Source organism: Microbacterium sp. AG790, from assembly GCF_003634765.1.
GTDB lineage: Bacteria > Actinomycetota > Actinomycetes > Actinomycetales > Microbacteriaceae > Microbacterium.
Genome location: NZ_RBWZ01000006.1, coordinates 191,042 through 214,821, shown reverse-complemented (window position 1 = coordinate 214,821; position 23,780 = coordinate 191,042). Strand labels below are relative to the sequence as shown.

Sequence of the window (23,780 nt, the reverse complement as noted above, 5' to 3'; positions counted from 1 at the left end):
GCCATCCCGGAGTCATCTCCGGAGGTCTCACGCCTCCCGGGTGATGGCGACCTTCACGTGGAGGTTGCTCTTGAACGGGCCGGCGTAGACGCCCCGCAGCGGCGGCACGTCGTTGTAGTCGCGGCCGCGGCCGACGAGCACGTGCCGGTCGCCGATCTCGGCGTTGTTGGTCGGATCGAACCCCTGCCACCCGCCCGAGAACCATTCCACCCACGCGTGGGACTCGCCGGTCACGGGCACGCCGACCTCGGCATCCGGCTGCGGGTGCAGGTATCCCGACACGTAGCGCGCGGGGATACCGACCTCGCGGAGGGCCCCGAGCGTGATGTGGGTGATGTCCTGGCAGACGCCCTTGCGCTCGACCCACGCCTCCGCACCGGTCGAATGCACGCCGGTGATGCCGTGCATGTACTCCATCGCGTCGCCGACGGCGGTCGCGATCTCCAGCGCCGCGCGGGCGGGCTCATCGTGACGGGCGGCGATGTCGCGCGCGAGCTCGGCGACCTCGGGATGCGGGCTCGTGCGGGTCGACTGCCCGAGCATCTCCACCGTGCCGATCGAGCGCACGCTCTCGGCTGCGAGCCGCTCCCAGCTCAGCTCGGGGAACTCGAGCGGCCGCGGGCGCACCTCGACGAGCGAGCGGGCGGTGATCTCCAGCGACCGGTGGCCGGCGAGCACGTCGAAGGCGGCGACGCGAGTGCCGAAGTAGTCGAGGTAGTAGTTGACGCTCGTCGACGGGTCGATGTCCAGTTGCGAGCTCAGCACGAACTGACTGTCGGTGGAGATGGGCAGCATCCGTGCCTCGTTGTACGACGCTCCCACGTCGCCCTGATAGGCGAAACCGGTGGTGTGCTCGATCCGCAGCCGCATCATGATGTCTCTCCGATCCAGCTCGGCTCGGCGTGCGTGGGGAAGAAGCGCCCGCGGATGGCCTCCGACGCCTCCCGCGTGACCTTCTGGACGCGCTCCATGTGATCGGGCAGCTCACTCAGGATCTCGCCGATGGGACGGTACTCCAGGTCGTTGCGGATGCGACCCAGCGCCCGCAGCACGGTGTTCGAGTGGCCGACCCGATCGGCCACGGGGTCGATCTCGCGCATGCAGGCCTCGGCCTGGGCGATCGAGTAGATGATCGAGCGCGGGAACAGCCGGTCCAGCAGCAGGAACTCGGCCGCGTTGGACGCGCTCGGCATCCCGCGGTACGTGCGCAGGTACGCCTCGTAGGCGCCGCACGAGCGGAGGATCGTCGTCCACGACGGCCCGGATGCCTCGGTCAGCGCACGCGTCGCGAGAAGTCGTGCGGTCATGTCCGTGCGCTCGATCGCGCGCCCCAGCGTCAGGAACTGCCACGCCTCGTCCCGGCTCGTGGAAGAGTCGGAGATGCCCACGGCGAGCGCCGAGCGCTCGCGCACCCACTGGAAGAACTCGTGCACCTTCTCGTTGTGCAGGCGCCGCGGCATCCGCGAGTTGGTCGTGTTCAGCGTCTCCCACAGCTCCGTCGAGACGATCTCACGCGCCCGACGGGCGTTCTCGCGCGAAGCCTGCACGGCGTACGCGATGCTCGACGGGTTGGCGCGGTCGACGGCGAGGCTGGTGAGCACGTCGGAACGGGTCACCTCGACGGTGGGCGGCGGAGGCACCGAGCCCATGACGCCCATGAGCGAGCGGCACGCGGTGTCCTCGTCGATCCAGGGGTCCTCCAGCAGCAGCTGGAGGTGCACGTCGAGGATGCGAGCGGTGCCGTCGCTGCGCTCGATGTAGCGTCCGATCCAGAACAGGCTCTCGGCGATCCGGCTCAGCATGGCGTCACCTCCTGCGCATCGCGTCCCTGTTGCTGCTGCTCCTGCTGCTCCTGCGTGCTCAGGGGACGATCCTGCGGCGAGTGCGACTGCTCGCCCTGCGCGTCGTAGATGATCGGGATCGCCTCGGTGACGGAGGCCTGATCGGCGACCAGCCCCGCCAGTCCGCCCGCGGTCTGCACGACGCGATCACCGCGGTGCGGGGCGTCGCCGCCGACGATCCAGGTGTCCTTGGACCCGCCGCCCTGCGAGGAGTTGACGACGAGCTGGCCTTCCGGCAGCGCCACGCGCGTCAGCCCTCCCGGCAGCACCCACACCTCGTCGCCGTTGTTGACGGCGAACGGGCGCAGGTCCGCGTGGCGCGGACGCATTCCGTCCTCGACGAGCGTCGGGATGGTCGACAGCATCACGACGGGCTGCGCGATCCAGCCGCGCGGGTCGCGGATGAGCTTCTTGCGCAGCTTCTCCAACTCCGCCGGCGAGGCATCCGGGCCCACCACGAGACCCTTGCCGCCCGAGCCGTCGACCGGTTTCACGACGAGCTCGTCGAGCCGGTCGAGCACCTCTTCGAGGGCGGCCGGCTCTTCGAGCCGCCACGTGTCGACGTTCTTGAGGATCGGCTCCTCCGCGAGGTAGTAGCGGATGAGGTCGGGCACGTACGTGTAGAGCAGCTTGTCGTCGGCGACGCCGTTGCCCACGGCGTTCGCGATGGTCACGTTGCCCAGACGCGCGGCGAGCATGAGGCCGGGAGCACCCAGCATCGAGTCGGCGCGGAACTGCAGCGGGTCGAGGAAGTCGTCGTCCACACGACGGTAGATGACGTCGACGCGGCGCGGTCCACGGGTCGTGCGCATGAAGACCTTGCCGCCGACGCACTGCAGGTCGCGCCCCTCGACGAGCTCGACGCCCATGAGCCGCGCCAGCAGCGTGTGCTCGAAATAGGCCGAGTTGTACACACCGGGCGTCAGCACGACGACGTTCGGATCGTCGATACCGGGCGGGGCCGAGGCGCGGAGGGCCTGCAACAGCTTGTTCGGGTAGTCGCCGACGGGACGCACCCGCATCGAGACGAACAGCTCGGGGAGCGTCTGGGCCATCACCCGACGGTTGGAGATGACGTAGCTGACGCCGGACGGCACCCGCACGTTGTCCTCCAGGACCCGCATCTCGCCGTTCTCGTCGCGGATGAGGTCGATGCCGGCCACCTGGATGCGCACACCGTTGGCCGAGTGGATGCCGGCGGCCTGGCGGTAGAAGTACTGGCTGGAGGCGATCAGGGCTGCCGGCAGCACGCCGTCGCGCACGCAGTGCTGATGGCCGTACGCGTCATCGAGGAACGCCTCGAGGGCACGCACCCGCTGCTGCACGCCCTTCTCGATATGCGACCACTCGTCGTACCGGATCACGCGGGGCACGGCATCCAGCGGGAACGGCCGTTCCTCGCCGGCGAAGTCGAACGTCACGCCCTGCGCGAGGTACGAACTGGCGAGCGACTCGGTGCGTCCGCGCAGCTCCTCCTGCGTCATCTTGGCGAGCGCCTGATACAGCTCGCGGTACGCCGGACGGGACGTCGCTGCGGCGCCGGCGGAGGCGGGCGCGGCGAACATCTCGTCGAAGGCCGCGACGCCGGAGACGGTCTTGCGCGGAGCCAGCGTCGAGCCGTATCCGTCGAACAGGTCACCCATGCCATGAGCCTAGCCCGGGCCGTGTTTCCTGAGTGTGACGACGGATGCCGCCGGTTCTGCCTCCAGACGCCGACCCGGCACAGGCAACCTGCCCGACGCAGGCACACCTCCATCCCACCTGCCTGTCCTCGGCAGATTGCCTCTCCTCGGCGGCATCCGCGACTTATGATCAGCGCATGCGCACGGGATCACGAGGTCGAGCCGCGCTCGCCGGAGCCGCCGCGGCGGCCTTCGGAGCGGGCCTCGCAGAACTCACCGGCGCCATCGTCGGCGCGAGCCCGATCACCGCCGTCGGCGGAGCGCTCATCGACCTCGCACCTCCCTGGGGCAAAGACCTCGCGATCGCCCTGTTCGGCACCGGCGACAAGGCGGCACTGGTCACCGCGGTCGCCCTCGGGCTGCTCCTGCTGGGCGCGGCGGCGGGCCTGCTCGCCCGCCGTTCGATGGGAGCCGCGCAGACGCTGGTCGTCGTGCTGGGTCTCGTCGGCGCCGGAGCGGCCGTCACCCGGGCGGATGCCGCGGCCCTCGCCGTCGTGCCGCCGGCGGTCGGCGCCGGGGCGACCCTCCTCGGGCTGAGCCTGCTCGTCCCGCGGGCTCTCGCGGCCGCATCGCCACGGGCCGTGCCGGACGCCGCGATGCCTGCCGGAGCCACCCGCCGCACCTTCCTCCTCTGGACCGCCGGCGCGGCGGCGACGGGCGCCCTGGCCGCCGTCGGCGGGTGGGCGCTGCAGACGGGGGCCCGTGCCGCGACCGCGGTCCGCGCGGCGATCACTCTTCCGCGCGCCACGAAGACGGTGAGCGTGCCGGCCGGCGCCGACCTCGGCATCCCGCAGCTCGCGCCGATCATCACGCCCACGGGCGATTTCTACCGGATCGACACGGCGCTCGCGGTGCCGCAGATCGACCCGGCGACCTGGCGACTGCGTATCCACGGCAAGGTCGACACCGAGGTGGAGATCGGCTGGGACGAGTTGCTCGCCCTTCCCCTGGAAGAGAGCGTGACCACCCTCACGTGCGTCTCGAACGAGGTGGGCGGCGATCTGATCGGCACTGCGCGCTGGCTCGGCTACCCGATCCGACACCTGCTGTCGCGGGCCGGCGTGCAGGCGGATGCCGACATGGTGCTCTCGACGTCGATCGACGGCTTCACCGCGGGCACGCCGCTGGAGGCGCTCACCGACGAGCGCAATGCGATCCTCGCCGTGGGCATGAACGGCGAGCCGCTGCCGATCGCGCACGGCTTCCCCGTGCGGATGGTCGTGCCGGGCCTGTACGGCTACGTGTCGGCGACGAAGTGGGTGACCGATCTGGAGGTCACGCGCTTCTCCGATGCGCAGGGCTACTGGACGCCGCGCGGATGGTCCGAGCGGGGCCCGATCAAGCTCGCGAGCCGCATCGACGTCCCCCGCCGGGGCACCGCGGTCACGGCCGGCGACGCGGTGATCGCCGGCGTCGCCTGGCAGCAGCGCGTGGGCGTTCGCGGCGTCCAGGTGCAGATCGACGGCGGTGACTGGCAGGACGCGACGCTCGCCACCGCGATCTCGGCCGACACGTGGGTGCAGTGGTCCCTCCCCTGGCGGGCGACGGCGGGGCCGCACACGATCGTGGCACGCGCGATCGGGACCGACGGCCAGCCGCAGACGCAGACGGTCGCCCCACCGGCGCCGGACGGCGCTACCGGGTGGCCCCGGGTGTCGGTCACGGTGACCTGAAGCCGGGCGGCTCTCAGCCTTCGAGGACGAGCCGCAGCTGCTCGACGGCCCAGTCGAGCTCGGTCGCACGGACCACGAGCGGCGGCGCGATGCGGATCGTCTGACCGTGCGTGTCCTTCACGAGCACCCCGCGCGCCAGCAGCCGCTCGGCGATCTCGCGTCCCGTTCCGCGCGCCGGATCGATGTCGACGCCGGCCCAGAGCCCGGCGACGCGGATCGCGGTGACGCCGTTGCCGACGAGCGGTGCCAGCGTGGCCTCCAGGTGCTCACCGAGCGCGGTGGCGCGCGTCTGGAACTCCCCCGATGCCAGCATCTGCACCACCTGCGCACCGATGGCCGCCGCGAGCGGGTTGCCTCCGAACGTGGACCCGTGCTCGCCGGGACGGATGACGCCGAGCACGTCGCGGTCGGCGACCACCGCCGACAGGGGCACGATCCCGCCGCCGAGCGCCTTGCCCAGCAGGTACACGTCGGGCACGACCTGCTCTCGGTCGCAGGCGAACGTCGTACCCACCCGCGCGAGCCCGGACTGGATCTCGTCCGCGATGAACAGCACGCCTTCGCGGTCGCACACCTCCCGGATGGCGCGGAGGTAGCCGTCGGGCGGGATGACGACGCCCGCCTCACCCTGGATCGGCTCGACCAGCACCGCGGCGGTGTTCTCGTCGATCGCGGCGGCGATGGCGTCGGCATCCCCGTACGGCACGCGGACGAACCCGGGGGTGAACGGGCCGAAGCCGGCGCGCGCCTGCTCGTCGTCGCTGAAGCCGACGATGGTCGTCGTGCGACCGTGGAAGTTGCCGTCGGCGACGATGATGGTCGCGGCATCCGCAGCGACGCCCTTCGTGCGGTACGCCCACGCGCGGGCGACCTTGATCCCCGTCTCGACCGCTTCGGCGCCGGTGTTCATCGGCAGCACGAGGTCTTTGCCGCAGAGTTCGGCCAGCGCCGCGGCGAACGTGCCGAGCTGGTCGTTGTGGAAGGCGCGACTGGTCAGCGTCACCCGTCCCAGCTGCGCGGTCGCGGCGGCCAGGAGGGCTGGATGGCGATGCCCGAAGTTGAGGGCGGAATAGGCGGCCAGCAGATCGAGGTAGCGCTTGCCCTCGACGTCGGTGACCCAGGCCCCCTCGCCCCGGGCGATGACGACCGGCAACGGGTGGTAGTTGTGGGCGACGTGCTCGTCCTCGGCCGCGATGAGGGCGGCGGAGGACTCGTCGATGGAGATGGCGGAGCTCATGTGTTTCCTCGCAGTTCGAGCGTGCAGCATTTGATGCCCCCGCCGCCGAGCAGCAGCTCCGACAGGTCGACGGGGACGGGAACGTAGCCCCGCTCGCGCAGTTGGGCGTCGAACCCGGTGGCACGCGGCGAGAGGAAGACGTTCCGCCCGTCGGATGCCGCGTTCAGGCCGAACACGGCGCCGTCCTCGTCCGACACGAGGATGGCATCCGGGTAGCGCTCTTCCAGCACCCGCAGCGACGCCTCGTCGAACGCGGAGGGCAGGTAGGCGATGTTCGCGGCATCCACCCCGGCCACACCCTCGACGGGATCGAGCACGCAGATCGCGGTGTCGAGGTGGTAGAACCGGGGATCGATCAGGCGCAGCGAGACGACCTCGCGGCCGAAGACGTCGGCGAGTTCGCGGTGGCTGTCGCCGACGGAGCGGAATCCGGTGCCGGCGAGGATCGTGTCACCGACGAGGAGGAAGTCCCCCTCGCCCTCCTGCACCTCGACCGGTTCGATCACCTCGAAGCCGGCGGCGGCGAACCAGTCCATGAACGGACGCTCCTCGCCGCGCCGTTCCGGCACACGAAAGCGCACTCCCAGCGCCCGGCCGTCGACGACGAAGCCGCCGTTGGCCGTGTAGACCATGTCGGGCAGCCCCGGCAGCGGGTCGATCAGTTCGACCTCGTGACCGAGGGCGAGGTACGTGTCGTACAGCGTCTGCCACTGACGCACGGCTTTGGCCGTGTCGGTCGGTCGCGCCGGCTCCATCCACGGATTGATCGAATAACGCACCGTGAAGTGCTCGGGTCGGCACATCAGGTACCGGCGGTGATGGGCGATACGCTCGGGCATTCGAGATCCTCGTTCCTCGCCATCCCCATTGTGCCAGAGCGCCCTCGGCATCCGCCGAGGGTGTCAAGGCCATTGCGGGGTTCATTCCGCTGAGTAGATTCGTCCCATGGCCCGTCGCACGGGGGAGGAAACGCGCGCACTGCTTCTGCGTGTCGGCATGCAGATGCTGCTGGAGCGCGGCGTGGCGGCCGGCGTGCAACACATCCGCCTGCAGGAAGTGCTGCGACGGGCCGGACTGACCACCGGGGCGGCGTACCGCCTGTGGGCCGATCAGAACGACTACCAGCGTGATCTCGCGGTGGCGATGGTGCGCCTGCGCATCCGCAGCGACCCCGCCGAGTATCCGCGCGCCGCGATCGAGGACCTCGTCGCCGCGGGCGCCGACGGTGACGACGTGATCCGGGTCGGCTCCGCTGCACATGTGCAGAGCATCACGGTCGACACGGACGGCCCGGCCCACGACATCGACACACAGCAGTTCCTCGTGACCCTGGCTCTGCGGGCGGCCGCCGAGACCTGGCCGGAGCTGCAGGAGGCGACGCGAGAGCGTCGCCAGGGATCCACCGCAGCCTTCGCACGGTTCTACCTCTGGCTGATGGAGGCCTACGGCCTGCGCCTGCGCAGTCCGCTCACCATCGAGGGCTTCACCGAACTGCTGGCAGCGATGTCGGAGGGCTTCGCCTTGCGGGCGATCGAAGGCACCCCCCACCCGACCGTCGTGGCGACCGCATCCGACGACGTCCCCGAAGGCACGTGGACCCTGTTCGGTCTGGGCGTGCACGCGCTCGTCAAGGGGCTGATGGTGTCGGTCGAGACGGTCGAGCACGAATCCGAGGACGAGGACCGCGGGAGCTCTGGGGTCGAGTGAATCCCCGGCCCCAGAGCGACACTCCCCCCGGCGTGTCACAAGACGGTCGGATCTGACGCGCTCGTGCGCGTGAGCCGGTCGCCGTCTGGCGCTCCCCAGATGCGCCAGGATCATGCTCGCGTGCGAAACCTTCCATCACCAGAAAGATAAGTTGTTTCTCTTCTCGACCGCGCGCGAGGAGTCAGCTCACCTCCGCGATGAGGCGTTCGTCGGTTTCGGTGGCCGTGCGCGAGATGCCCTCGGCATCCACGTAGTCATAGGTGATCGTCGAGACCTCCCCCGTCCCCACGAAGCCCACACGCTCGTACAGGCGTCGCGCGGCGGGGTTGTCCACGCCGGCCCCGATGCTCAGCTGCGCGTGGCCGCGTGCGCGCATCCATGCCTTCGCCGCAGCGATCAGCGCGGTGCCGACACCGCGGCCCCGGCTGTCGGCTCGGACGTTGAGGTTCTTCAGCTCGACCGGCGCCGTGCGCAGATCGAGCTGCGCCGACCCGACCGGCACATCGCCGTCCCACGCGACCAGCAGCACGCTCTGACCGGCGGCCTGCAGCCGCCACATCTCCCGGACGAACCCCTTGCCGGGCGGCTCATCCGCCTCGATCCGATCGACCTCGGATGCCGCGAGCTCGCGGACATCGAGGGGCTCCTTCCGCGTCATATGACCTCGGCGCTCCAGTCGTCGGGGTTGCCGAAGCGGTGCGCGGTGATCGATACGGCCTGTTCGCGCAGGAATGGCAGCAGTTCGATGCGCCCGGCGGTGGTGACCTCTCCGGCGTAGACGGCGATGTCGACATCGCCGTCGGTCGCGGTAACGAGTGCGTCGTGGATGCCCGCAACGGATGCCGAGGGCCCGACCAGCCGCACGCGCGGCGCCTCACCGTCGGCGCGCGCGACCTGCAGTCGCTCGATCCACTGCTCGTCCGACTCGACGAACACGGCGACGTCCAGGTCGCCGAGCGCGCGGCGCACTCCGGCCGGCAGCCCCACCGGCGCACTGATGGTCATCGCGCCACCGGCGCGCACCCCGGCGACGACCACGCGCAGCAGAGCCTGCCACGCGGCATCCTTCGTCGCGCGCACCGCGACCTCGACGGGACGGTACCGGAAGAGGTTCCGCTCCACGCCGAGCCGCGACACGTCCTTGACACGGCCGAACTCGCGGTCCCAGGCGACGGCGTCAGAGAGCGCCCCGCGACGCAGCCACTCGAAGGCCTCGTAGTCCAGCGACGGCTGGGCAGACTCGATGAGAGACGTGATGCGCCCATCCAGCCCGCGCAGGTGCAGCGTCGAGGACGGCGCACCCCCGCCCGAGGGACGCCACGAGCCGAGCCCGATCAGATAGTTCGGGCCCCCGGCCTTGGTGCCGGCGCCCACCGAGGAGCGCTTCCAGCCGCCGAACGGCTGACGCTGCACGATCGCGCCGGTGATGCCGCGGTTGACGTAGAGGTTTCCGGCTTCGACCTGATCGAGCCACAGCTCGAGGTCGGCCGGGTCCTGCGTGTACAGGCCCGCGGTGAGACCGTAGGCGACCGCGTTCTGCAGCTCGACGGCCTCCGACAGCGAGGAAGCGTGCATGATCCCCAGCATCGGGCCGAAGAACTCCTCGAGATGAGTGCGCGATCCCGGGCGTACCCCGACCCGGATGCCGGGCCGCCAGAGGCGCCCGGCGAGGGCGGCGGCGTCGGCGTCGGCCGAGCCGTCGATGAGCTCGGGCGCGACCAGCCAGCTCTCCCCCTCCTCGAGCGTGGTGAGGGCCCAGTCGAGCTTGCCGCGCGGCGTCTCGATCACCGGCCCGACTTCGCTCAGCGGATCGGAGGGCGCTCCCACGCGCAGCGACCGGACGGCATCGATGAGCTGGCGGGCGAACCGCTCGGAACGCGCGACCGGTCCCACCAGGATCGCGAGCGAGGCGGCGGAGCACTTCTGGCCCGCGTGACCGAAGGCGCTCTTCACCAGATCGGATGCCGCGAGGTCCAGGTCGGCGGACGGCATGACGATCATGGCGTTCTTACCGCTCGTCTCGGCGAGCAGAGGCAGGTCGCGCCGCCACGAGCGGAACAGCTGCGCCGTCTCCCACGAGCCGGTGAGGATGACGCGATCCACGTCGGGATGTGCGATCAGCTGCTGACCCTGCTCCTTCTCGTCGATGTCGACGAGGGCGAGGATGTCGCGCTCGATGCCCTCGGCATCCAACGCCTCCCAGACGGCCTCGGCGACGACGGCAGCGCAGCGCCGCGCCTGCGGGGCGGGTTTGAACACGACGCCCGATCCCGCCGCGAGTGCGGCCAGCACCCCGCCGGCGGGGATCGCGACGGGGAAGTTCCATGGCGGAGCGACCACCGTGAGCGCGGCCGGGACGAACACCGCGCCGCTCACCCGGTCGAGCTCACGCGCCGTCGCGGCGTAGTAGTTCGCGAAGTCGACCGCCTCGCTGACCTCGACATCGGCTTCGGCGAAGACCTTGCCGGTCTCGCTCGCCGCGACCTCGATGAGCTCGCCGCGGCGGCTCTGCAGCGCCCGCGCCACCGCCCGCAGGACGTTCCCGCGGTCGTCCGCAGGCACGGCGCCCCAGCGCACGCCGGCCGCCCGCACCCGCGCGACCGTGTCTTCCAGCGACGCCGGGTCGTCGATGCGCGCTGCGGCGATGGTCGGCTCTCCCGCCGTCGACGCGGCGACCCGGGCCAGGATCTCGTCGGCCCAGGCGCGGTTGGCCGGAAGCGCGGGATCGGTGTCGGGCGCGTTCGCGAACCCCGGCGCCCCCTCCGCGGCGGCGGATTCGCGCAGGTCGAAGACCGCGGTGTCGACGAAGGACTCGCCGTCGCTGCGTCCGTCGGCGATGCCGAGCACCACCTGCGTCAGATCGCCGTCGGCGGCGCCCTCTGCCATCTCGGGGGCGGGTTCCGGGCGGGTGAGGGCATGGCGTGTCGCGGCGGCGGCGGCGCCGCCGTCCAGCCGCGCCTGCGTCCGCTGAGGGCCGACGGGAAGGGTGGGGTCGGCGGCCCGGTCCAGCGAGACGAGGAAACGGTCGCGCTCCCGCGCGAACATCGCCGGGTCATCGGCCAGGTCGAAAGCGGCCGAGAGGAAGTTGTCGCTCGACGCGTTCTCCTCCAGTCGGCGCACGAGGTAGCTGATGGCCACATCGAACTCGTCCGGCCGCACCACCGGCACGTACAGCAGCACGTGGCCGACCTCGCGCGAGACCGCCGCCACCTGTCCCTGCGCCATCCCGAGGAGCATCTCGAACTCGACGTCGCCCCGGACGCCGCGCTCTCCCGCCAGCAGCCACGCGTACGCGATGTCGAAGAGGTTGTGGCCGGCGACGCCGAGGCGCACCGCCCGGGAGTTCTCCGGCCGCAGCGCCTCGTCGAGGCACCGCAGGTAACTGGCGTCGGCGTCGAGCTTGCTCGCGTGGGTCGCCAGCGGCCAGCCGTGCATGACGGCATCCACCCTCTCCATCGCGAGGTTCGCTCCCTTGACGAGTCGCACCTTGATGCGGGCGCCCCCGTCGTCGACGCGCTGCTGCGCCCAGGCGGTGAGCTGCCGCAGCGCCGGCAGGGCGTCGGGGAGATAGGCCTGCAGGACGATGCCCGCTTCGAGCTCGCGCAGCCGCGGATCCTCCAGCAGCCGGGTGAACACCGCGATCGTGAGGTCGAGGTCGCGGTACTCCTCCATGTCGAGGTTGATGAACGTCTGCGCCGACTCGGGCCCCGGCGAGGAGGAGGCCGTCAGGTATAGCGGGAGCAGGCGCTCGACGACGCGGTCGACGACCTCGTCGAAGGCCCACATCGAGATGTGGCTCGCGATGGCCGACACCTTGACCGAGACGTAGTCGACGTCGTCGCGGCGGATGAGATCGTGGATGCCGTCCAGGCGGCGCAGCGCTTCGGCCTCGCCGAGCACGGCCTCGCCCAGGAGGTTCAGGTTGAGGCGCGCACCCGAGGCGCGGATGGCCGTCAGCGCCGGGCCCAGCTTGTCGGGGCGGGCATCGACGATCAGGTGGCCGACCATCTCGCGCAGCGCGCGGCGCGCGAGCGGCACCGTCGGCGCCGGAAGGAGCGGCCCCACGGCACCGGCGGTGCGCACCGCGGCCCGCAGATACCAGGGCAGGAAATCGGGCACCAGCGGCGCGACGCGCTGCAGGTTCGCCGCGGCGGCGCTCAACGACTCGGGACGCATGACGCCGTCGACGAAGCCGATCGTGAACGGCAGCCCGTGGGGGTCCTTGAGCACGCCGGCGAGCCGTTCGGCGGCGGGATCGACGTCGGCCGCTGCGGACTCGTCCACCCAGCGTCGCGCCAGGGAGACGGCGCTGTCGGCGAGCGGGGATGCCGAGGGGGGCGTGGTGGTGTCGTCGGTCACGTCTCCAGAGTGCACTGTCTGCATGCGTCCAGCGTGAGGCACGCATATGATTCGGCAAAAGCGATGATCCTTGATGGATATCCTTCGATGACGTCGATGTTTTCTCCGGCGCGACCGCGCCGCGGCGCACACGACGACGGATGCCGAGAGGAGCGGGCGTGTTCGAGCTGAGACGACTCCGGCTGCTGCATGAACTCGCTCAGCGCGGCACGATCGCCGCCGTCGCGGAGGCGCTGTCGTACAGCCCGTCGACGATCTCGCAACAGCTGTCCCAGCTCGAGCGCGATGCGGGGGTGGCACTGCTCGCCCCCGACGGCCGCCGCGTGCGGCTGACCGCGCACGGCGAGACGCTCGCGGCATACGCGGCGCGCGCCCTCGACGCCGACGAGGAGATCCGCGGCGAGCTGGAGGACACACGCCTGGGCATCGCGCCGGTGCGCCTCGCCGTGCTGCAGACGGCGGCTCGCGCTCTCGTCCCCGCCGCGTTGACCCTGCTCGCCGAACGCGCCCCCGGCCTCCGGGTGGAGATCGCGGAGCTGCCGCCCGAAGAAGGGTTGTTCGAGCTGGGCGCGCGCGGCTTCGACCTCGCGATCGCCGAGCAGTACCCGGGGCTCACCCGCCCACACCGTTCCGAACTCGACCGCGATCTGCTCGGCGTCGACCCGATTCGGTTGGCGACGGCGGGGGCGAGCGGACCGCTCGCCGAGCTGGCCGAGCGCGCCTGGGTGATGGAGCCGCGCGGCACGGCGGCACGTGAATGGGCGATGCAGCAGTGCCGCGCCGCGGGATTCGAGCCCGACGTGCGCTTCGAGCTCGCCGACCTCAGCGGACATGCCGAGCTGATCGCCGCCGGTCACGCCGTCGGACTGCTCCCGGATCTGCTGTGGGCCGGCGGCGCACCCCCGGTGCACCTGAGCGCGCTTCCGGGCGACCCGGCCCGTGAGATCTTCACGGCCGCGCGCCGATCCAGCCGCAGCCGTCCCGGCATCCGCAGCGTCCGCGACGCTCTCGCCGAGGCGTTCATCGACCGTCGGGTCTGACGGGAGCGGTGCCGCGGGCTCAGTCCCACACGCTCGGGGCGGGCGCCTTCGTCGAAGGAAGCGCGCTGTCGCGGGCCCAGTCGGCCACCCACTCCGGCAAGGGCGGCAGGTCGTCCGGACGCGCGAGCGCCTCGAACAGCTCGTCGGTGTTCACCACGCCGCCGGTGCGCCGCAGGAAGCGCGCGCGGACGATCATCTCGGCGTAGACCTCGCCGTCGACGACCGCGCGGTGCATCTGGTAGACGGCCTTGTCGTCATGGGCGTAGAGGCGCGACTCGACCGTGAAGCGCTGCCACAGCTGCAGCGACTTGCGGAAGGTGACCGTCTCGCTGGCGACCACTGCGTACCAGCCCTGCGCGTTCATCGCATCCCAGATGCCGGTGCGGATGAGCAGGTCGAAGCGGCCGAGGTCGAACAGCGAGGCGTAGCGGCCGTTGTTCATGTGACCGAGGAGGTCGATGTCGGTCGGGAGCGTCCGCAGCCTGATGCGCCCCACGGTGCGCGGCGGCAACGGGCCGCGCCGATGCAGCAGCACCTTCGCGCGCCAGATGGTCAAGAGGGTCCGCCACCATACGTTCACGAAGCGCGATGCTAGCGGATTGCGCGATGGTCGCCCGGCGTCTGTTGTGGGGTTCCCACAGTCCTGCGCACCGGGTCCGGAGGGGGTTGGCGCACGGCATCCGTCGATTTCGTGAATCCGAAGGGCCGCCGTAGAGTCTGGCCATGGAAGCCCCCACCGACATCTCAGCGCAGACCGACACCGTCGTCCGTCCCGTTCGTGACGTGGATGCCGAGGCCCTCGGACGTGTCCACGCGACGTGCTGGCACGAAACCTACGACCACCTCATCAGCAAGGCTGCTCTGGAAAACGTCTCGCCCAAGCGCCTCGCCGAACTGTGGACCCACTGGGCCCACCAGGGTTCCGAGTTCAAGATGTTCGCCGCCCTCGTCGGCGGCGAGATCGTCGGCTTCGTGGGCTCCGGCCCGGCGCGCGACCGCGATGCCCCCCGCACGCGCGAGCTCTACTTCATCTATCTGCTCGACCAGTTCCACGGCACCGGCATCGGGCAGCAGCTGTTCGATGCCGCCGCCGAGCCCGACGAGGAGCTCTACCTCTGGGTCGCCGAGGACAACCCGCGGGCGCACCGCTTCTACGCGCGCAATGGTTTCGCCCTCGACGGCGCCAGCCACACCGAGCCGTTCCTCGGCGAGACGCTCACCGAGGTCCGCTTCGTCCGCTGACCGCCGTCACTGTCGCCGCGCCCGTCCGCGGCGCTCACCAACTCCGCAGATTCTGACGAACTCCGCATCCACATCGCCGATCGGATGCGGAGTTCGTCGCATTCTGCGGAGATGCTCGGCTGAGCGGCGGCCGATGTCGGGGCGGCGATCGCGCGTCAGCGCCCGCTGACCGTGCCGAACAGGCGGGCGATCGGGGCGAGCACGAGGGGCCGCGCGGCGACCCATGCGGCGGCGATGACGACCAGCGAGACGACGAACAGCCAGAAGCCCGTCCAGTTGTCGGCGTAGGCCGTCGGGTCGACCGAGCCCTGCGCGGCGTACATGTGGTTGAGGTTTCGCAGCGCCCCGGTCGCGAGCACCAGCACGACGTGGATGATGATGAACACGACGAAGAACAGCATCACCGGGAAGTGCACCTTCCGAGCCCACTCGATCGGGTAGGCGGCGCTGAGCTTGAGGTTCTTCTTCGGCCACATCCCGCTCATGCGGAACCCGGTGATCGCGGCGAGGGGAGCCGCGATGAACACGGTCGAGAAGTAGGCGAGCTGCTGCAGCGCGTTGTAGTTGACCCAGCCGTTCTCGGTCGGCCAGTCCAGTGACACGTACTGCAGCGCGGCGCTGAGCGCGTTGGGGAACACCTCCCAGCTCGTCGGCACGATCCGCATCCACTGGCCGGTGGCGAACAGCAGCACGAGGAAGACGGCGCCGTTGATGAGCCACAGGATGTCGAGGCCCTGGTGGAACCAGATCGTCAGGCTCGTCTTGCCCTTGGGGTTGTTCTTCGGGGCCCAGAAGACGCTCGGCCGCTTCTCGCGGCGGATCGTGAGCCCGGAACGGATGATCAGCACCATCAGGAACACGTTCAAGAAGTGCTGCCAGCCGAGCCACGCGGGGATGCCGACGGGCGCACCGTCGGGCAGGTGATACTCACCGGGGTAGGTTGCGAGGAAATCGCGCGGGCCGTCGAGGCTCAGCAGGAACCGCACCGCGAGCACGGCCATGCCCGCCGCGAACAGGAGCCCGATCCCGCCGACGATGACGGCGCCCGCCCACTGCGTCTTCGTGAACGGGCCGATGCGCTGCGGCTCGGGCTTCGGCTGCGGCCGACGCGACGCGGCACGACCGGCCCAGGCGGTCCGCGGTACGGTCAGCGGCGCACGCGGACCCTCGGCGACGGCGGGAACGAGAGGGCGGTCGGCGGCGGGGGCGACCTCCGCGGAGGCATTCTCCTCACCGGGCGCCGCGGCATCGACGGCGGCCACGGCCACCGCGGTCGAGGCAGCCACCGCGGTGTCGGCGGGTGGCCAGGCGTCGCCGCCCGTGACGCGGGGCAGCCCGCGTCGCACCGATGGGGCGCCGTCGGCCGCGGCGGGTCGGGGCGTCGGAGCGGAGACCGCGGCCGCCTCCGCGTACGCCGCCTCGGTGTCAGCGGCAGCAGCGACGACGCCGGTCGGCCACGGCTCGCCTCCGGCGACGCGCGGCAAGCCCCGGCGTACGACGGTCTCGCTGCCGCGGGAGGGTGCGGAGGCGGCCACCGCGGTCGCCTGTTCCCCCGAGTTCGTCGGCGCGACGGCGGACGACGCCATGCCTGCGTCGGCGACAGTGATCTCCACGACAGGTGCCGCCTCCACGGCGACCTCCGCGGGTGCACTCGCGGCCGGCGGCCACGGCTCACCCCCGGCGATGCGCGGCAGCCCGCGACGCATCGACGATCCGCCGGTCGCCATCAGGCCTTCCTGGCGTCGAGGGCGGCGATCAGCTGCGGGACGACCGTGAACACGTCCCCCACGATGCCGAAGTCGGCGATGTCGAAGATGGGGGCGTCGCCGTCTTTATTGATCGCGACGATCGTCTTCGCGGTCTGCATGCCAGCTTTGTGCTGGATCGCTCCCGAGATGCCGAGAGCGACATACAACTGCGGAGACACCGACACGCCGGTCTGACCGACCTGGTGCGAGTAAGGGATGTACCCGGCATCCACGGCGGCCCGCGAGGCGCCGACGGCCGCGCCGAGAGCGTCGGCGAGCTGCTCGACGAGCGCGAACTTCTCGGCCGAGCCGAGTCCGCGTCCACCGGAGACGACCTTCGCCGCTCCACGCAGCTCCGGCCGCGACGATGCCGCGACTTCGGCCTCGAAGCCGGTGATCCGCGCCGACGGGGCGCCGGATGCGGCGACCTCCAGCGGAACCACCCGTGGCTCGGCGACGGCCGCGGCGCGGGCATCGACCGCGCCCTGGCGCACCGTGACGACGAGAGGGCCGAAGGTGGCCGCGCTCGTGACGTTGTACGCCCCGCCGTAGACGGAGTGCTGTGCGAGCACGCCCTCGTCGTCGCGGGAGACGCCGACCACGTCCACGGCCAGGGCCGCACGCGAGCGCGCCGCGTACCGCCCGGCGATGTCGCGTCCCTCGATGGAGTTCGAGACGAGCACGGCATCGGGCTTCACGCGCTCGGATGCCGCGGCCACGGCATCGACCAGGGGCAGCGTCAGGGACCCGTCCGCGCCGCCGAGTCCCGCGGTGAGCACGACCGCGGCGCCCAGCGCACCCGCCGCCGCGGCGAGGGCGGCATGCGCCTTCTCGTCGGCGACGATCAGCGCGACCGGCGTGCCGATGCCAGCGGCGGCACCGAGCAGTCCGGCAGCCGAGCTGGCCAGCTCGCCGCCCGGCGTGACATCCAGCAGGACGAGAATCGAGTCCGAGGCGACATCCACCATCACGTTCTCCACCGTCTTCTTCCCAGGGCCGTTCTCAGGCCAGTCGGTTCTCGACGAGGAAGGCCGCGAGCTTGTCCGCGGCGTCGCCCTCGTCGACGATCTTGATTCCCGCGCCGCGCGGGGGCTTTTCGGCGACCGCCGTCATGATCGACTGGGCGGCCACGGACGGGTCGACGTCGACGCCCAGGTCGGCCAGCGATACGGTCTCGAACGGCTTCTTCTTCGCCGCCATGATGCCCTTGAAGTTCGGGAACCGGGCATCGGGCAGAGCTTCGGTGATCGAGATGACAGCCGGCAGCGTCGCGCTCACCTGCGCAGTGCCGAAGTCGGTGGCGCGCGTGCCGGTGATCTCGCCCTCGCCGATCGTGACCGCCGACAGCGCGGTGGCCTGCGGCACCTGCAGGTGCTCGGCGATCATCGCCGGCAGCACGCCGCCGGTGCCGTCGGTGGAGAGGTTGCCGGTGATGACCAGGTCGAACCCGATGCGACGCACCGCAGCGGCGAGTACGACCGCCGTCACGCCCAGATCGGCGCCGGCCAGCGCCGGATCGACGACCTGAAGCGCGGATGCCGCGCCCATCGCGAGCCCCTTGCGGATGGTGGCCGCGGCCTCCTCCGCTGCCATCGAGACCACGGCGACCTCCGTGCCGGCGTGCGCATCGGCGTACGACAGGGCCACCTCGAGGGCCCGCTCGCCGATCTCATCGAGCACGCGCTCCGACGCGGACCGCTCGGCGAGCCCGGTCTCGAGGTCGAGCTTGCGGTCGCCGTAGGTGTCAGGGACTTCTTTGACCAGCACCACGATCTTCATCGGTTCTCCTTGCGACGCATTCATTCTAGAAGGTGCGACTCAGTATCGCACCTGTTGACACTCAGGTTCACCCTCGGTGACACCGCGGCTGCCGCGCTAGCGTGAGATCAGCGCGCACGGCATCCCGAGCGCCGAGCCGTTCGAGGAGATCCCCGTGAGCCGCACGCCCTCGTCGCCGCGCGATCCGATCGCGGAGGCGCGTCGCCAGTGGGTGGCGCACGGCTGGCCGGAGGCGGCGGCCGGAATGGCGGCGGTGACGAGCGTCATGCGGGCGCACCAGATCCTGCTGGCGCGCGTCGACGAGACTCTGAAGCCCTTCTCGCTCACGTTCGCCCGGTACGAGCTGCTGACGCTGCTGAGCTTCACCCGCGAGGGACGGATGCCGCTGTCGTCGGCGGCGAGCCGATTGCAGGTGCACCCGACGAGCGTGACCAACACCGTCGACCGGCTCGAAGCGGCCGGGCTCGTCACGCGCGAGCCGCACCCCGGCGATCGCCGGGCAACGCTGGTCGCCCTGACAACAGCGGGGCGCGACCTGGCGGCGCGAGCCACGGCGGCGCTCAACGCCGCGGTGTTCGCCGCGCCGGGGCTCGAGGCCGGCGACGTGGAAGACCTCGTCGCGATCGTGGCGCGACTGCGCCGGTCGGCCGGCGACGTCGTCAGCGATTCGTGAAACGCGGCGGACGCTTCTCCCGGAAGGCGGCCATTCCCTCCTTCTGGTCGTCGAGCGCGAAGAGCGACGTGAAGACCTGCTTCTCGAAACGCAGCCCCTCAGCAGCGCTGGTCTCCAGCGAGGCCCGCAGCGACTCCTTCGCGGCGTAGAGCACGGGCAGCGACTTCGCGGCGATCTGCTCGGCCATCGCCTCCGCCTCGACGAGCAGGTCGGCGGCGGGCACGACGCGGGAGACCAGACCGGCCCGCTCGGCTTCGACGGCATCCATCATCCGCCCGGTGAGCACGAGCTCGGCCGCCTTGTAGTAGCCGATCGCGCGCGGCAGACGCTGCGTGCCACCGAGGCCGGGGATGACGCCGAGCGTGATCTCCGGCTGGCCGAAGCGGGCGCTGTCGGCTGCCAGGATGATGTCGCAGGCCATCGCCAGCTCGCACCCGCCGCCGAGCGCGTACCCCGCGACGGCGGCGATGACGGGGGTGCGCACACGCGAGAAGGCTTCAAGGCCGGCGAAGGGGTTGCGCAGCGCCATCTCGACGGACGACGCGTCCTCCATCTGCTTGATGTCGGCTCCGGCGGCGAAGGCGCGCTCCGAGCCGGTCACGACGATGCAGCCGATCTGTTCGTCGGTGTCGAACGCGACCGCCGCGGCGGCGAGTTCGTCCACCAGCGTCGAGTTGAGCGCGTTGAGCGCCTCGGGGCGGTTCAGGGTGATCCAGCCGACGCGGCCGCGGGTGGAGACGAGGATCGTGGAGTAGTCGCTCATGTGCTCATGCTCCCAGAACGTCGCGGCCGATGATCACCCGCATGATCTCGTTCGTTCCCTCCAGGATCTGATGCACCCGCAGATCGCGCACCACCTTCTCGATCCCGTACTCCTGCAGGTAGCCGTACCCGCCGTGCAACTGCAGCGCCCGGTTGGCGACCTCGAAGCCGGCGTCGGTCGCGAACCGCTTGGCCATCGCGCACTGCACGGCGACATCGTCGGCCCCGGTGTCGATGGCGCGGGCGGCGTCGCGGACGAGCGCGCGGGCCGCCTGCAGCTGCGTGGCCATGTCGGCGAGCGCGAACACGACGCTCTGTCGTTCGGCGAGCGCCTCACCGAACGTGAAGCGCTCGTGCACGTAGCGCACGGCACGATCGAGCGCCCACTGGGCACCGCCGACGGAGCAGGCCGCGATGTTGACCCGACCCCCGTTGAGCCCGCTCATCGCGATCCGAAACCCCTCGCCCACGCTACCCAGCAGAGCGGATGCCGGGACTCGCACCTCGTCCAGGATCACCTGACGAGTGGGCTGCGCATTCCACCCCATCTTGCGCTCGTTGGGCCCGAAGCTCAGGCCCTCGGCATCCGCCGGCACGAGGAAGGCGCTGATCCCGCGCGCGCCGGGCTCGCCGGTGCGGGCCATGACGACGTAGACCGCCGCCTCTCCGGCGCCCGAGATGAACTGCTTGACCCCGGTGAGCACGTAGGCGTCGCCGTCGGCGATCGCACTGGTGGTGATGGCCGCGGCATCCGAGCCGGCGCCGGGCTCCGTCAGGCAGTACGCGCCGAGGTCGCGCAGGGTCGTCAGCCGCGGCAGCCACTCGTGACGCTGCGCCGAGGTGCCGTGGGTGTCGATCATCCACGCGACCATGTTGTGGATGCTGATGTACGCGGCGATCGTGGGATCGCCCATCGACAGCTGTTCGAAGACGAGCGCGGCGTCCTCGCGGGCGAGGGCCGTGCCACCGACGTCCTCACGCACGTACAGCCCGCCGAGGCCGAGCTCGCCGGCCTCGGCGAGCACCTCCCGCGGGAAGCGCTTGTCGCGATCCCACTCCAGCGCGTGCGGCTCCAGCCGCGTCCGGGCGAAGTCGCGCACGGCCTCGAGGATGGCGCCGCGCTCGTCGGCGGAGAGGGGGGGAGACACAGTCATGCTCATCGCGTCACGTCCTTGTGAAACAGATCGACAGCCGGAGGTGTGCCCGGTAGGGCACAGCGATCACTTTACATGGACGTCCTAGTATCTTGCGCGACGCTCCGATCGCCCTCCTGCGGGCACCCGGCTGTCCCGCGTACTAGCGTGAAGGCGCGGCGACCACGGGAGGAGGGCGATGATGCTCAGCACGCGCGGGTCGAACCTCCTCGGCGTGGGCAACTACAACCAGGCCCTGATCCTCGACCTCATCCGGCGCTCCCCCGACGGCATGAGCCGGGTGGAGCTCGCCGAGAAGACCGGACTGTCTGCGCAGACCCTCACCAATGTGACCCGCCGGCTCACGGCGGAGGGGTTCATCGCCGAGGCGGGAAAAGTCGGGACGGGCCCCGGCAAGCCCCGGACGATGCTCGCGCTCGAACCCTCGGCGCGCTTCGCGATCGGCGTGCACCTGGACCCTGCGGTGACCACGGTGGTGCTGCTCGACCTGGCAGGTCGCATCGTCCAGCACCGGGAGATCCAGCCGACCGGCGCCTCCAGCCGCCGACAGCTCCAGGCGATCAGCGCGGTCGCCGGCGACCTCGTCGACTCGTTGCCCGATCCGACTCGCGTCCTGGGTGTCGGCATCGCCGCACCCGGCCCCCTCGACACGGATGCCGGCCTGCTGCTGAACCCGCCCCTGCTGCCGGAGTGGTCGGACACGCCACTGCGGGAGGAGCTGGCGATGACGACGGGACTGCCCGCGCTCTTGGAGAAGGACGTGATCGCCGCCATGGTCGGCGAGCTGTGGGTGACGCCGGCCGGCGATCTGGGCGACGCACTGTTCTTCTACTACGGCGCCGGCGCCGGTGTCGGCCTGTCCCTGGACAGCACTCCTCTGCGCGGAGCGAGCTCCAACGCCGGGGACATCGCCCACCTGATCGTCGACCCGGATGGGCCGGCGTGCGGGTGCGGCGCGCGCGGGTGCCTCGGAGTCTCACTCGAACCGGCGACGCTGCTCAGCGAGGCCGGCCTCCGCTCCGCCCGGGAGACGACGCCACGCGATCCTCGCGCCGCGCTCGACGAGCTGTGCCTGCGTGCGCTGGAGGGCGAGCCGCAGCCGGTCGCGGCGTTGACCCGAGCCGCTGCGCGCATCGCGCGCGCACTCGTGCAGCTGGACAACCTCCTCGATCTGACCGATGCCGTCCTCGGCGGCCCCGTCTGGGCACGCCTGAGCCCGTTCCTCCGGCCCGCCGTCGCAGATGCCCTGCCCCGCACCGGCGGAATGACCACGGTGCGCCCGCTCACCCTGCGGGAATCGCGCCTCGGCACGGACGTCGCCGCCGTCGGAGCCGCCTGTCTCGTGCTGGACGGCGCCTTCACCGCGCGCCCCTCGCACCTGCTCATCACCGACTGAGGGCGATCCGCGCTCATTGCTCGCCGAGATGCAATCGTGACTTGACCTCATTTATCAAGTTGATAGATTAATCACGCTCAGCGCCGAGCTGACGCCATCCCCTAGCAAAGGAGCAGGAATGCGATACAAAGTTCTGGGCGCTGCCGCCGCCATCACGGTGGCCGGACTCGCCCTGACCGGCTGCAGCGGCAGCGCACCCGCCGCCCCCGCCACCGAGTCCGGCGAGCGGACCATCACCGTCGTCTACCAGAAGACGGCGGCCTTCCATCAACTCGACGACCTCTTCCAGAAGGTCAAGCCCGAGTTCGAGGCCGCCAACCCCGGCGCGACCGTGAAACTGCAGCCGATCGAGTCGGAAGACCAGTACTTCACCAAGCTCGCTCTGATGAACGGTTCGCCCGAGACCGCGCCGGACGTGATCTACGAGGACACCTTCCAGATCAAGTCCGACTCCGCCGCCGGATACCTGCTGCCGATCGACGACTACGTCGCGAACTGGGCGGACTGGAGCCAGTTCTACGACGCGGCCAAGCAGGCCGGCCTCGGCGACGACGGCAAGACGTACGGCGTCTCGATGGGAACCGACACCCGCGGCATCTACTACAACAAGGACATCTTCGCGAAGGCGGGCCTGCCCGCCGATTGGCAGCCGAAGAGCTGGGACGACATCATCACGGCCGCCGAGAAGATCAAGGCCGCCGTCCCCGACGTCACGCCACTCAACATCTACGGTGGCAAGGCCGCCGGCGAGCAGACCTCGATGCAGGGCTTCGAGATGCTCATGTACGGCACCGGCTCGACCCTGTACGACAACGACTCCCAGAAGTGGGTGACGGGCTCGAAGGGCATGACCGACTCGCTGTCGTTCTACAAGGAGCTCTACGACAAGGGCCTCGCGACCCCGCTCGACCTCGCTCTGGACCCCACGATCGGCAGCCGCGTGTCGACCGAGCTGATCCCGCAGGGCAAGGTCGCCATGGCGATCGACGGGTCGTGGCTGCCGGGCGGATGGATGACCGGCGACCACGCGTGGCCGGCCTGGCAGCAGACGATGGGCCTGGCGAAGATGCCGACCCAGGACGGTGCCGACCCGGGCGCGACCTCGATGTCGGGCGGATGGACGCTCGCGGTGGGCTCGCAGACGAAGCACCCCAAGACGGCGTTCGACTTCATCGCGATGGCGCTGAACAAGGAGAACACCCTCAAGTACGACACGGAGAACAGCCAGATCGCCGTCCGTGACGACGTCGCCACCTCCCAGGACTACTTGGGCTACAACCCGACCTTCAAGTTCTTCGCCGACCTCGTGAAGGTCACCCACTTCCGCCCGGCGACGCCCGACTATTCGCAGATCTCCAGCGCCATCCAGCAGGCGACGGAGTCGGTGATCACCGGTGATGCGACCCCGGAGCAGGCCGCGAAGACCTACGACGGCGCGCTCACCAAGATCGTCGGGGCGCAGAAGGTGACTCAGGGCAACTGACCAC

20 protein-coding genes are annotated in these 23,780 nt (G+C 70.7%); 7 read left to right on the top strand and 13 right to left on the bottom strand.

What is annotated here, in order from left to right:
• Positions 1–27 precede the first annotated feature (27 nt).
• The 3 genes from DEU37_RS01580 to DEU37_RS01570 are packed head-to-tail and all read right to left on the bottom strand — an operon-like array spanning position 28 to position 3,484.
• On the bottom strand, positions 28–873 hold the full coding sequence (locus DEU37_RS01580; RefSeq protein ID WP_121188946.1) for a transglutaminase family protein: 846 nt from the start codon (positions 871–873) through the stop codon (positions 28–30).
• On the bottom strand, positions 870–1,802 hold the full coding sequence (locus tag DEU37_RS01575) for an alpha-E domain-containing protein (protein WP_016464171.1): 933 nt from the start codon (positions 1,800–1,802) through the stop codon (positions 870–872). Before DEU37_RS01575 ends, DEU37_RS01580 begins: the two co-directional genes overlap by 4 nt.
• Entirely contained in the window at positions 1,796–3,484 is a 1,689-nt protein-coding gene (locus tag DEU37_RS01570) for a circularly permuted type 2 ATP-grasp protein (protein ID WP_016464170.1), read from the bottom strand. The genes DEU37_RS01575 and DEU37_RS01570 overlap by 7 nt, the downstream gene beginning before the upstream one ends.
• Before the next feature lie 176 nt (positions 3,485–3,660).
• Here DEU37_RS01570 and DEU37_RS01565 point away from each other — a divergent pair, with 176 nt between their 5' ends.
• Positions 3,661–5,196, top strand: coding sequence for a molybdopterin-dependent oxidoreductase (locus DEU37_RS01565; RefSeq protein ID WP_121188945.1), 1,536 nt, complete (start codon positions 3,661–3,663; stop codon positions 5,194–5,196).
• Between the two features lie 13 nt (positions 5,197–5,209).
• Here the strand turns inward: DEU37_RS01565 and rocD are convergent, their stop codons facing one another.
• Together rocD and ddaH are read right to left on the bottom strand one after the other, a co-directional pair.
• A complete protein-coding gene (gene rocD / locus DEU37_RS01560; protein WP_121188944.1) occupies positions 5,210–6,433 on the bottom strand; it encodes an ornithine--oxo-acid transaminase in 1,224 nt (407 codons plus the stop codon).
• On the bottom strand, positions 6,430–7,272 hold the full coding sequence (gene ddaH, locus DEU37_RS01555) for a dimethylargininase (protein WP_121188943.1): 843 nt from the start codon (positions 7,270–7,272) through the stop codon (positions 6,430–6,432). Before ddaH ends, rocD begins: the two co-directional genes overlap by 4 nt.
• A 106-nt stretch (positions 7,273–7,378) precedes the next feature.
• On the opposite strand from ddaH, the gene DEU37_RS01550 reads away from it, so the two are divergent.
• Positions 7,379–8,140, top strand: a complete 762-nt coding sequence (locus DEU37_RS01550) for a hypothetical protein (RefSeq protein WP_121188942.1) — start codon at positions 7,379–7,381, stop codon at positions 8,138–8,140.
• Positions 8,141–8,321: 181 nt separating this feature from the next.
• Here DEU37_RS01550 and DEU37_RS01545 read toward each other — a convergent pair whose 3' ends face one another.
• Positions 8,322–8,798, bottom strand: coding sequence for a GNAT family N-acetyltransferase (locus tag DEU37_RS01545; protein WP_121188941.1), 477 nt, complete (start codon positions 8,796–8,798; stop codon positions 8,322–8,324).
• On the bottom strand, positions 8,795–12,523 hold the full coding sequence (locus tag DEU37_RS01540; RefSeq protein ID WP_121188940.1) for a bifunctional proline dehydrogenase/L-glutamate gamma-semialdehyde dehydrogenase: 3,729 nt from the start codon (positions 12,521–12,523) through the stop codon (positions 8,795–8,797). Before DEU37_RS01540 ends, DEU37_RS01545 begins: the two co-directional genes overlap by 4 nt.
• Positions 12,524–12,657: 134 nt before the next feature.
• Between DEU37_RS01540 and DEU37_RS01535 the strand changes: the two genes are divergently transcribed.
• Complete coding sequence (locus DEU37_RS01535; protein ID WP_121188939.1) at positions 12,658–13,539, top strand: LysR family transcriptional regulator; 882 nt, start codon at positions 12,658–12,660, stop codon at positions 13,537–13,539.
• 19 nt (positions 13,540–13,558) lie between these two features.
• Here DEU37_RS01535 and DEU37_RS01530 read toward each other — a convergent pair whose 3' ends face one another.
• On the bottom strand, positions 13,559–14,119 hold the full coding sequence (locus DEU37_RS01530) for a thioesterase family protein (protein ID WP_121188938.1): 561 nt from the start codon (positions 14,117–14,119) through the stop codon (positions 13,559–13,561).
• Positions 14,120–14,262: 143 nt separating this feature from the next.
• Between DEU37_RS01530 and DEU37_RS01525 the strand changes: the two genes are divergently transcribed.
• A complete protein-coding gene (locus DEU37_RS01525) occupies positions 14,263–14,781 on the top strand; it encodes a GNAT family N-acetyltransferase (protein WP_121188937.1) in 519 nt (172 codons plus the stop codon).
• Between the two features lie 155 nt (positions 14,782–14,936).
• Here DEU37_RS01525 and DEU37_RS01520 read toward each other — a convergent pair whose 3' ends face one another.
• The 3 genes from DEU37_RS01520 to DEU37_RS01510 are packed head-to-tail and all read right to left on the bottom strand — an operon-like array spanning position 14,937 to position 18,308.
• Positions 14,937–16,508: a cytochrome b/b6 domain-containing protein gene (locus tag DEU37_RS01520; protein ID WP_121188936.1), complete on the bottom strand. Its 1,572-nt coding sequence runs from the start codon at positions 16,506–16,508 to the stop codon at positions 14,937–14,939.
• Positions 16,508–17,497 carry an electron transfer flavoprotein subunit alpha/FixB family protein gene (locus tag DEU37_RS01515; RefSeq protein ID WP_121188935.1) on the bottom strand — a complete coding sequence of 330 codons (990 nt, stop codon included), beginning with the start codon at positions 17,495–17,497 and terminating at the stop codon, positions 16,508–16,510. The genes DEU37_RS01520 and DEU37_RS01515 overlap by 1 nt, the downstream gene beginning before the upstream one ends.
• Positions 17,498–17,531: 34 nt before the next feature.
• The gene (locus DEU37_RS01510) at positions 17,532–18,308 is read right to left on the bottom strand and encodes an electron transfer flavoprotein subunit beta/FixA family protein (protein WP_121188934.1); all 777 of its coding nucleotides are present in this window, start codon (positions 18,306–18,308) and stop codon (positions 17,532–17,534) included.
• Positions 18,309–18,462: 154 nt separating this feature from the next.
• Here DEU37_RS01510 and DEU37_RS01505 point away from each other — a divergent pair, with 154 nt between their 5' ends.
• Positions 18,463–18,981: a MarR family transcriptional regulator gene (locus DEU37_RS01505; RefSeq protein WP_121188933.1), complete on the top strand. Its 519-nt coding sequence runs from the start codon at positions 18,463–18,465 to the stop codon at positions 18,979–18,981.
• Here DEU37_RS01505 and DEU37_RS01500 read toward each other — a convergent pair.
• Together DEU37_RS01500 and DEU37_RS01495 are read right to left on the bottom strand one after the other, a co-directional pair.
• Positions 18,968–19,744, bottom strand: coding sequence for an enoyl-CoA hydratase-related protein (locus DEU37_RS01500; protein ID WP_121188932.1), 777 nt, complete (start codon positions 19,742–19,744; stop codon positions 18,968–18,970). The two genes, DEU37_RS01505 and DEU37_RS01500, sit on opposite strands and share 14 nt — an antisense overlap.
• A 4-nt stretch (positions 19,745–19,748) precedes the next feature.
• A complete protein-coding gene (locus DEU37_RS01495) occupies positions 19,749–20,903 on the bottom strand; it encodes an acyl-CoA dehydrogenase family protein (RefSeq protein ID WP_121188931.1) in 1,155 nt (384 codons plus the stop codon).
• A gap of 172 nt (positions 20,904–21,075) precedes the next feature.
• On the opposite strand from DEU37_RS01495, the gene DEU37_RS01490 reads away from it, so the two are divergent.
• On the top strand, positions 21,076–22,293 hold the full coding sequence (locus DEU37_RS01490; RefSeq protein ID WP_259457095.1) for an ROK family transcriptional regulator: 1,218 nt from the start codon (positions 21,076–21,078) through the stop codon (positions 22,291–22,293).
• A gap of 118 nt (positions 22,294–22,411) precedes the next feature.
• The gene (locus DEU37_RS01485) at positions 22,412–23,776 is read left to right on the top strand and encodes an extracellular solute-binding protein (protein ID WP_121188930.1); all 1,365 of its coding nucleotides are present in this window, start codon (positions 22,412–22,414) and stop codon (positions 23,774–23,776) included.
• Positions 23,777–23,780: the final 4 nt, after the last annotated feature.

Coding starts and splice junctions, on each gene's coding strand:
- DEU37_RS01540 (WP_121188940.1), bottom strand. CDS start 12,523: ATGCAGACAGTGCACTCTGGAGACGTGACCGACGACACCACCACGCCC.
- DEU37_RS01520 (WP_121188936.1), bottom strand. CDS start 16,508: ATGGCGACCGGCGGATCGTCGATGCGTCGCGGGCTGCCGCGCATCGCC.
- DEU37_RS01500 (WP_121188932.1), bottom strand. CDS start 19,744: ATGAGCGACTACTCCACGATCCTCGTCTCCACCCGCGGCCGCGTCGGC.
- DEU37_RS01495 (WP_121188931.1), bottom strand. CDS start 20,903: ATGAGCATGACTGTGTCTCCCCCCCTCTCCGCCGACGAGCGCGGCGCC.
- DEU37_RS01550 (WP_121188942.1), top strand. CDS start 7,379: ATGGCCCGTCGCACGGGGGAGGAAACGCGCGCACTGCTTCTGCGTGTC.
- ddaH (WP_121188943.1), bottom strand. CDS start 7,272: ATGCCCGAGCGTATCGCCCATCACCGCCGGTACCTGATGTGCCGACCC.
- DEU37_RS01580 (WP_121188946.1), bottom strand. CDS start 873: ATGATGCGGCTGCGGATCGAGCACACCACCGGTTTCGCCTATCAGGGC.
- rocD (WP_121188944.1), bottom strand. CDS start 6,433: ATGAGCTCCGCCATCTCCATCGACGAGTCCTCCGCCGCCCTCATCGCG.
- DEU37_RS01545 (WP_121188941.1), bottom strand. CDS start 8,798: ATGACGCGGAAGGAGCCCCTCGATGTCCGCGAGCTCGCGGCATCCGAG.
- DEU37_RS01570 (WP_016464170.1), bottom strand. CDS start 3,484: ATGGGTGACCTGTTCGACGGATACGGCTCGACGCTGGCTCCGCGCAAG.
- DEU37_RS01515 (WP_121188935.1), bottom strand. CDS start 17,497: ATGGTGGATGTCGCCTCGGACTCGATTCTCGTCCTGCTGGATGTCACG.
- DEU37_RS01525 (WP_121188937.1), top strand. CDS start 14,263: ATGGAAGCCCCCACCGACATCTCAGCGCAGACCGACACCGTCGTCCGT.
- DEU37_RS01485 (WP_121188930.1), top strand. CDS start 22,412: ATGCGATACAAAGTTCTGGGCGCTGCCGCCGCCATCACGGTGGCCGGA.
- DEU37_RS01565 (WP_121188945.1), top strand. CDS start 3,661: ATGCGCACGGGATCACGAGGTCGAGCCGCGCTCGCCGGAGCCGCCGCG.
- DEU37_RS01575 (WP_016464171.1), bottom strand. CDS start 1,802: ATGCTGAGCCGGATCGCCGAGAGCCTGTTCTGGATCGGACGCTACATC.
- DEU37_RS01490 (WP_259457095.1), top strand. CDS start 21,076: ATGATGCTCAGCACGCGCGGGTCGAACCTCCTCGGCGTGGGCAACTAC.
- DEU37_RS01510 (WP_121188934.1), bottom strand. CDS start 18,308: ATGAAGATCGTGGTGCTGGTCAAAGAAGTCCCTGACACCTACGGCGAC.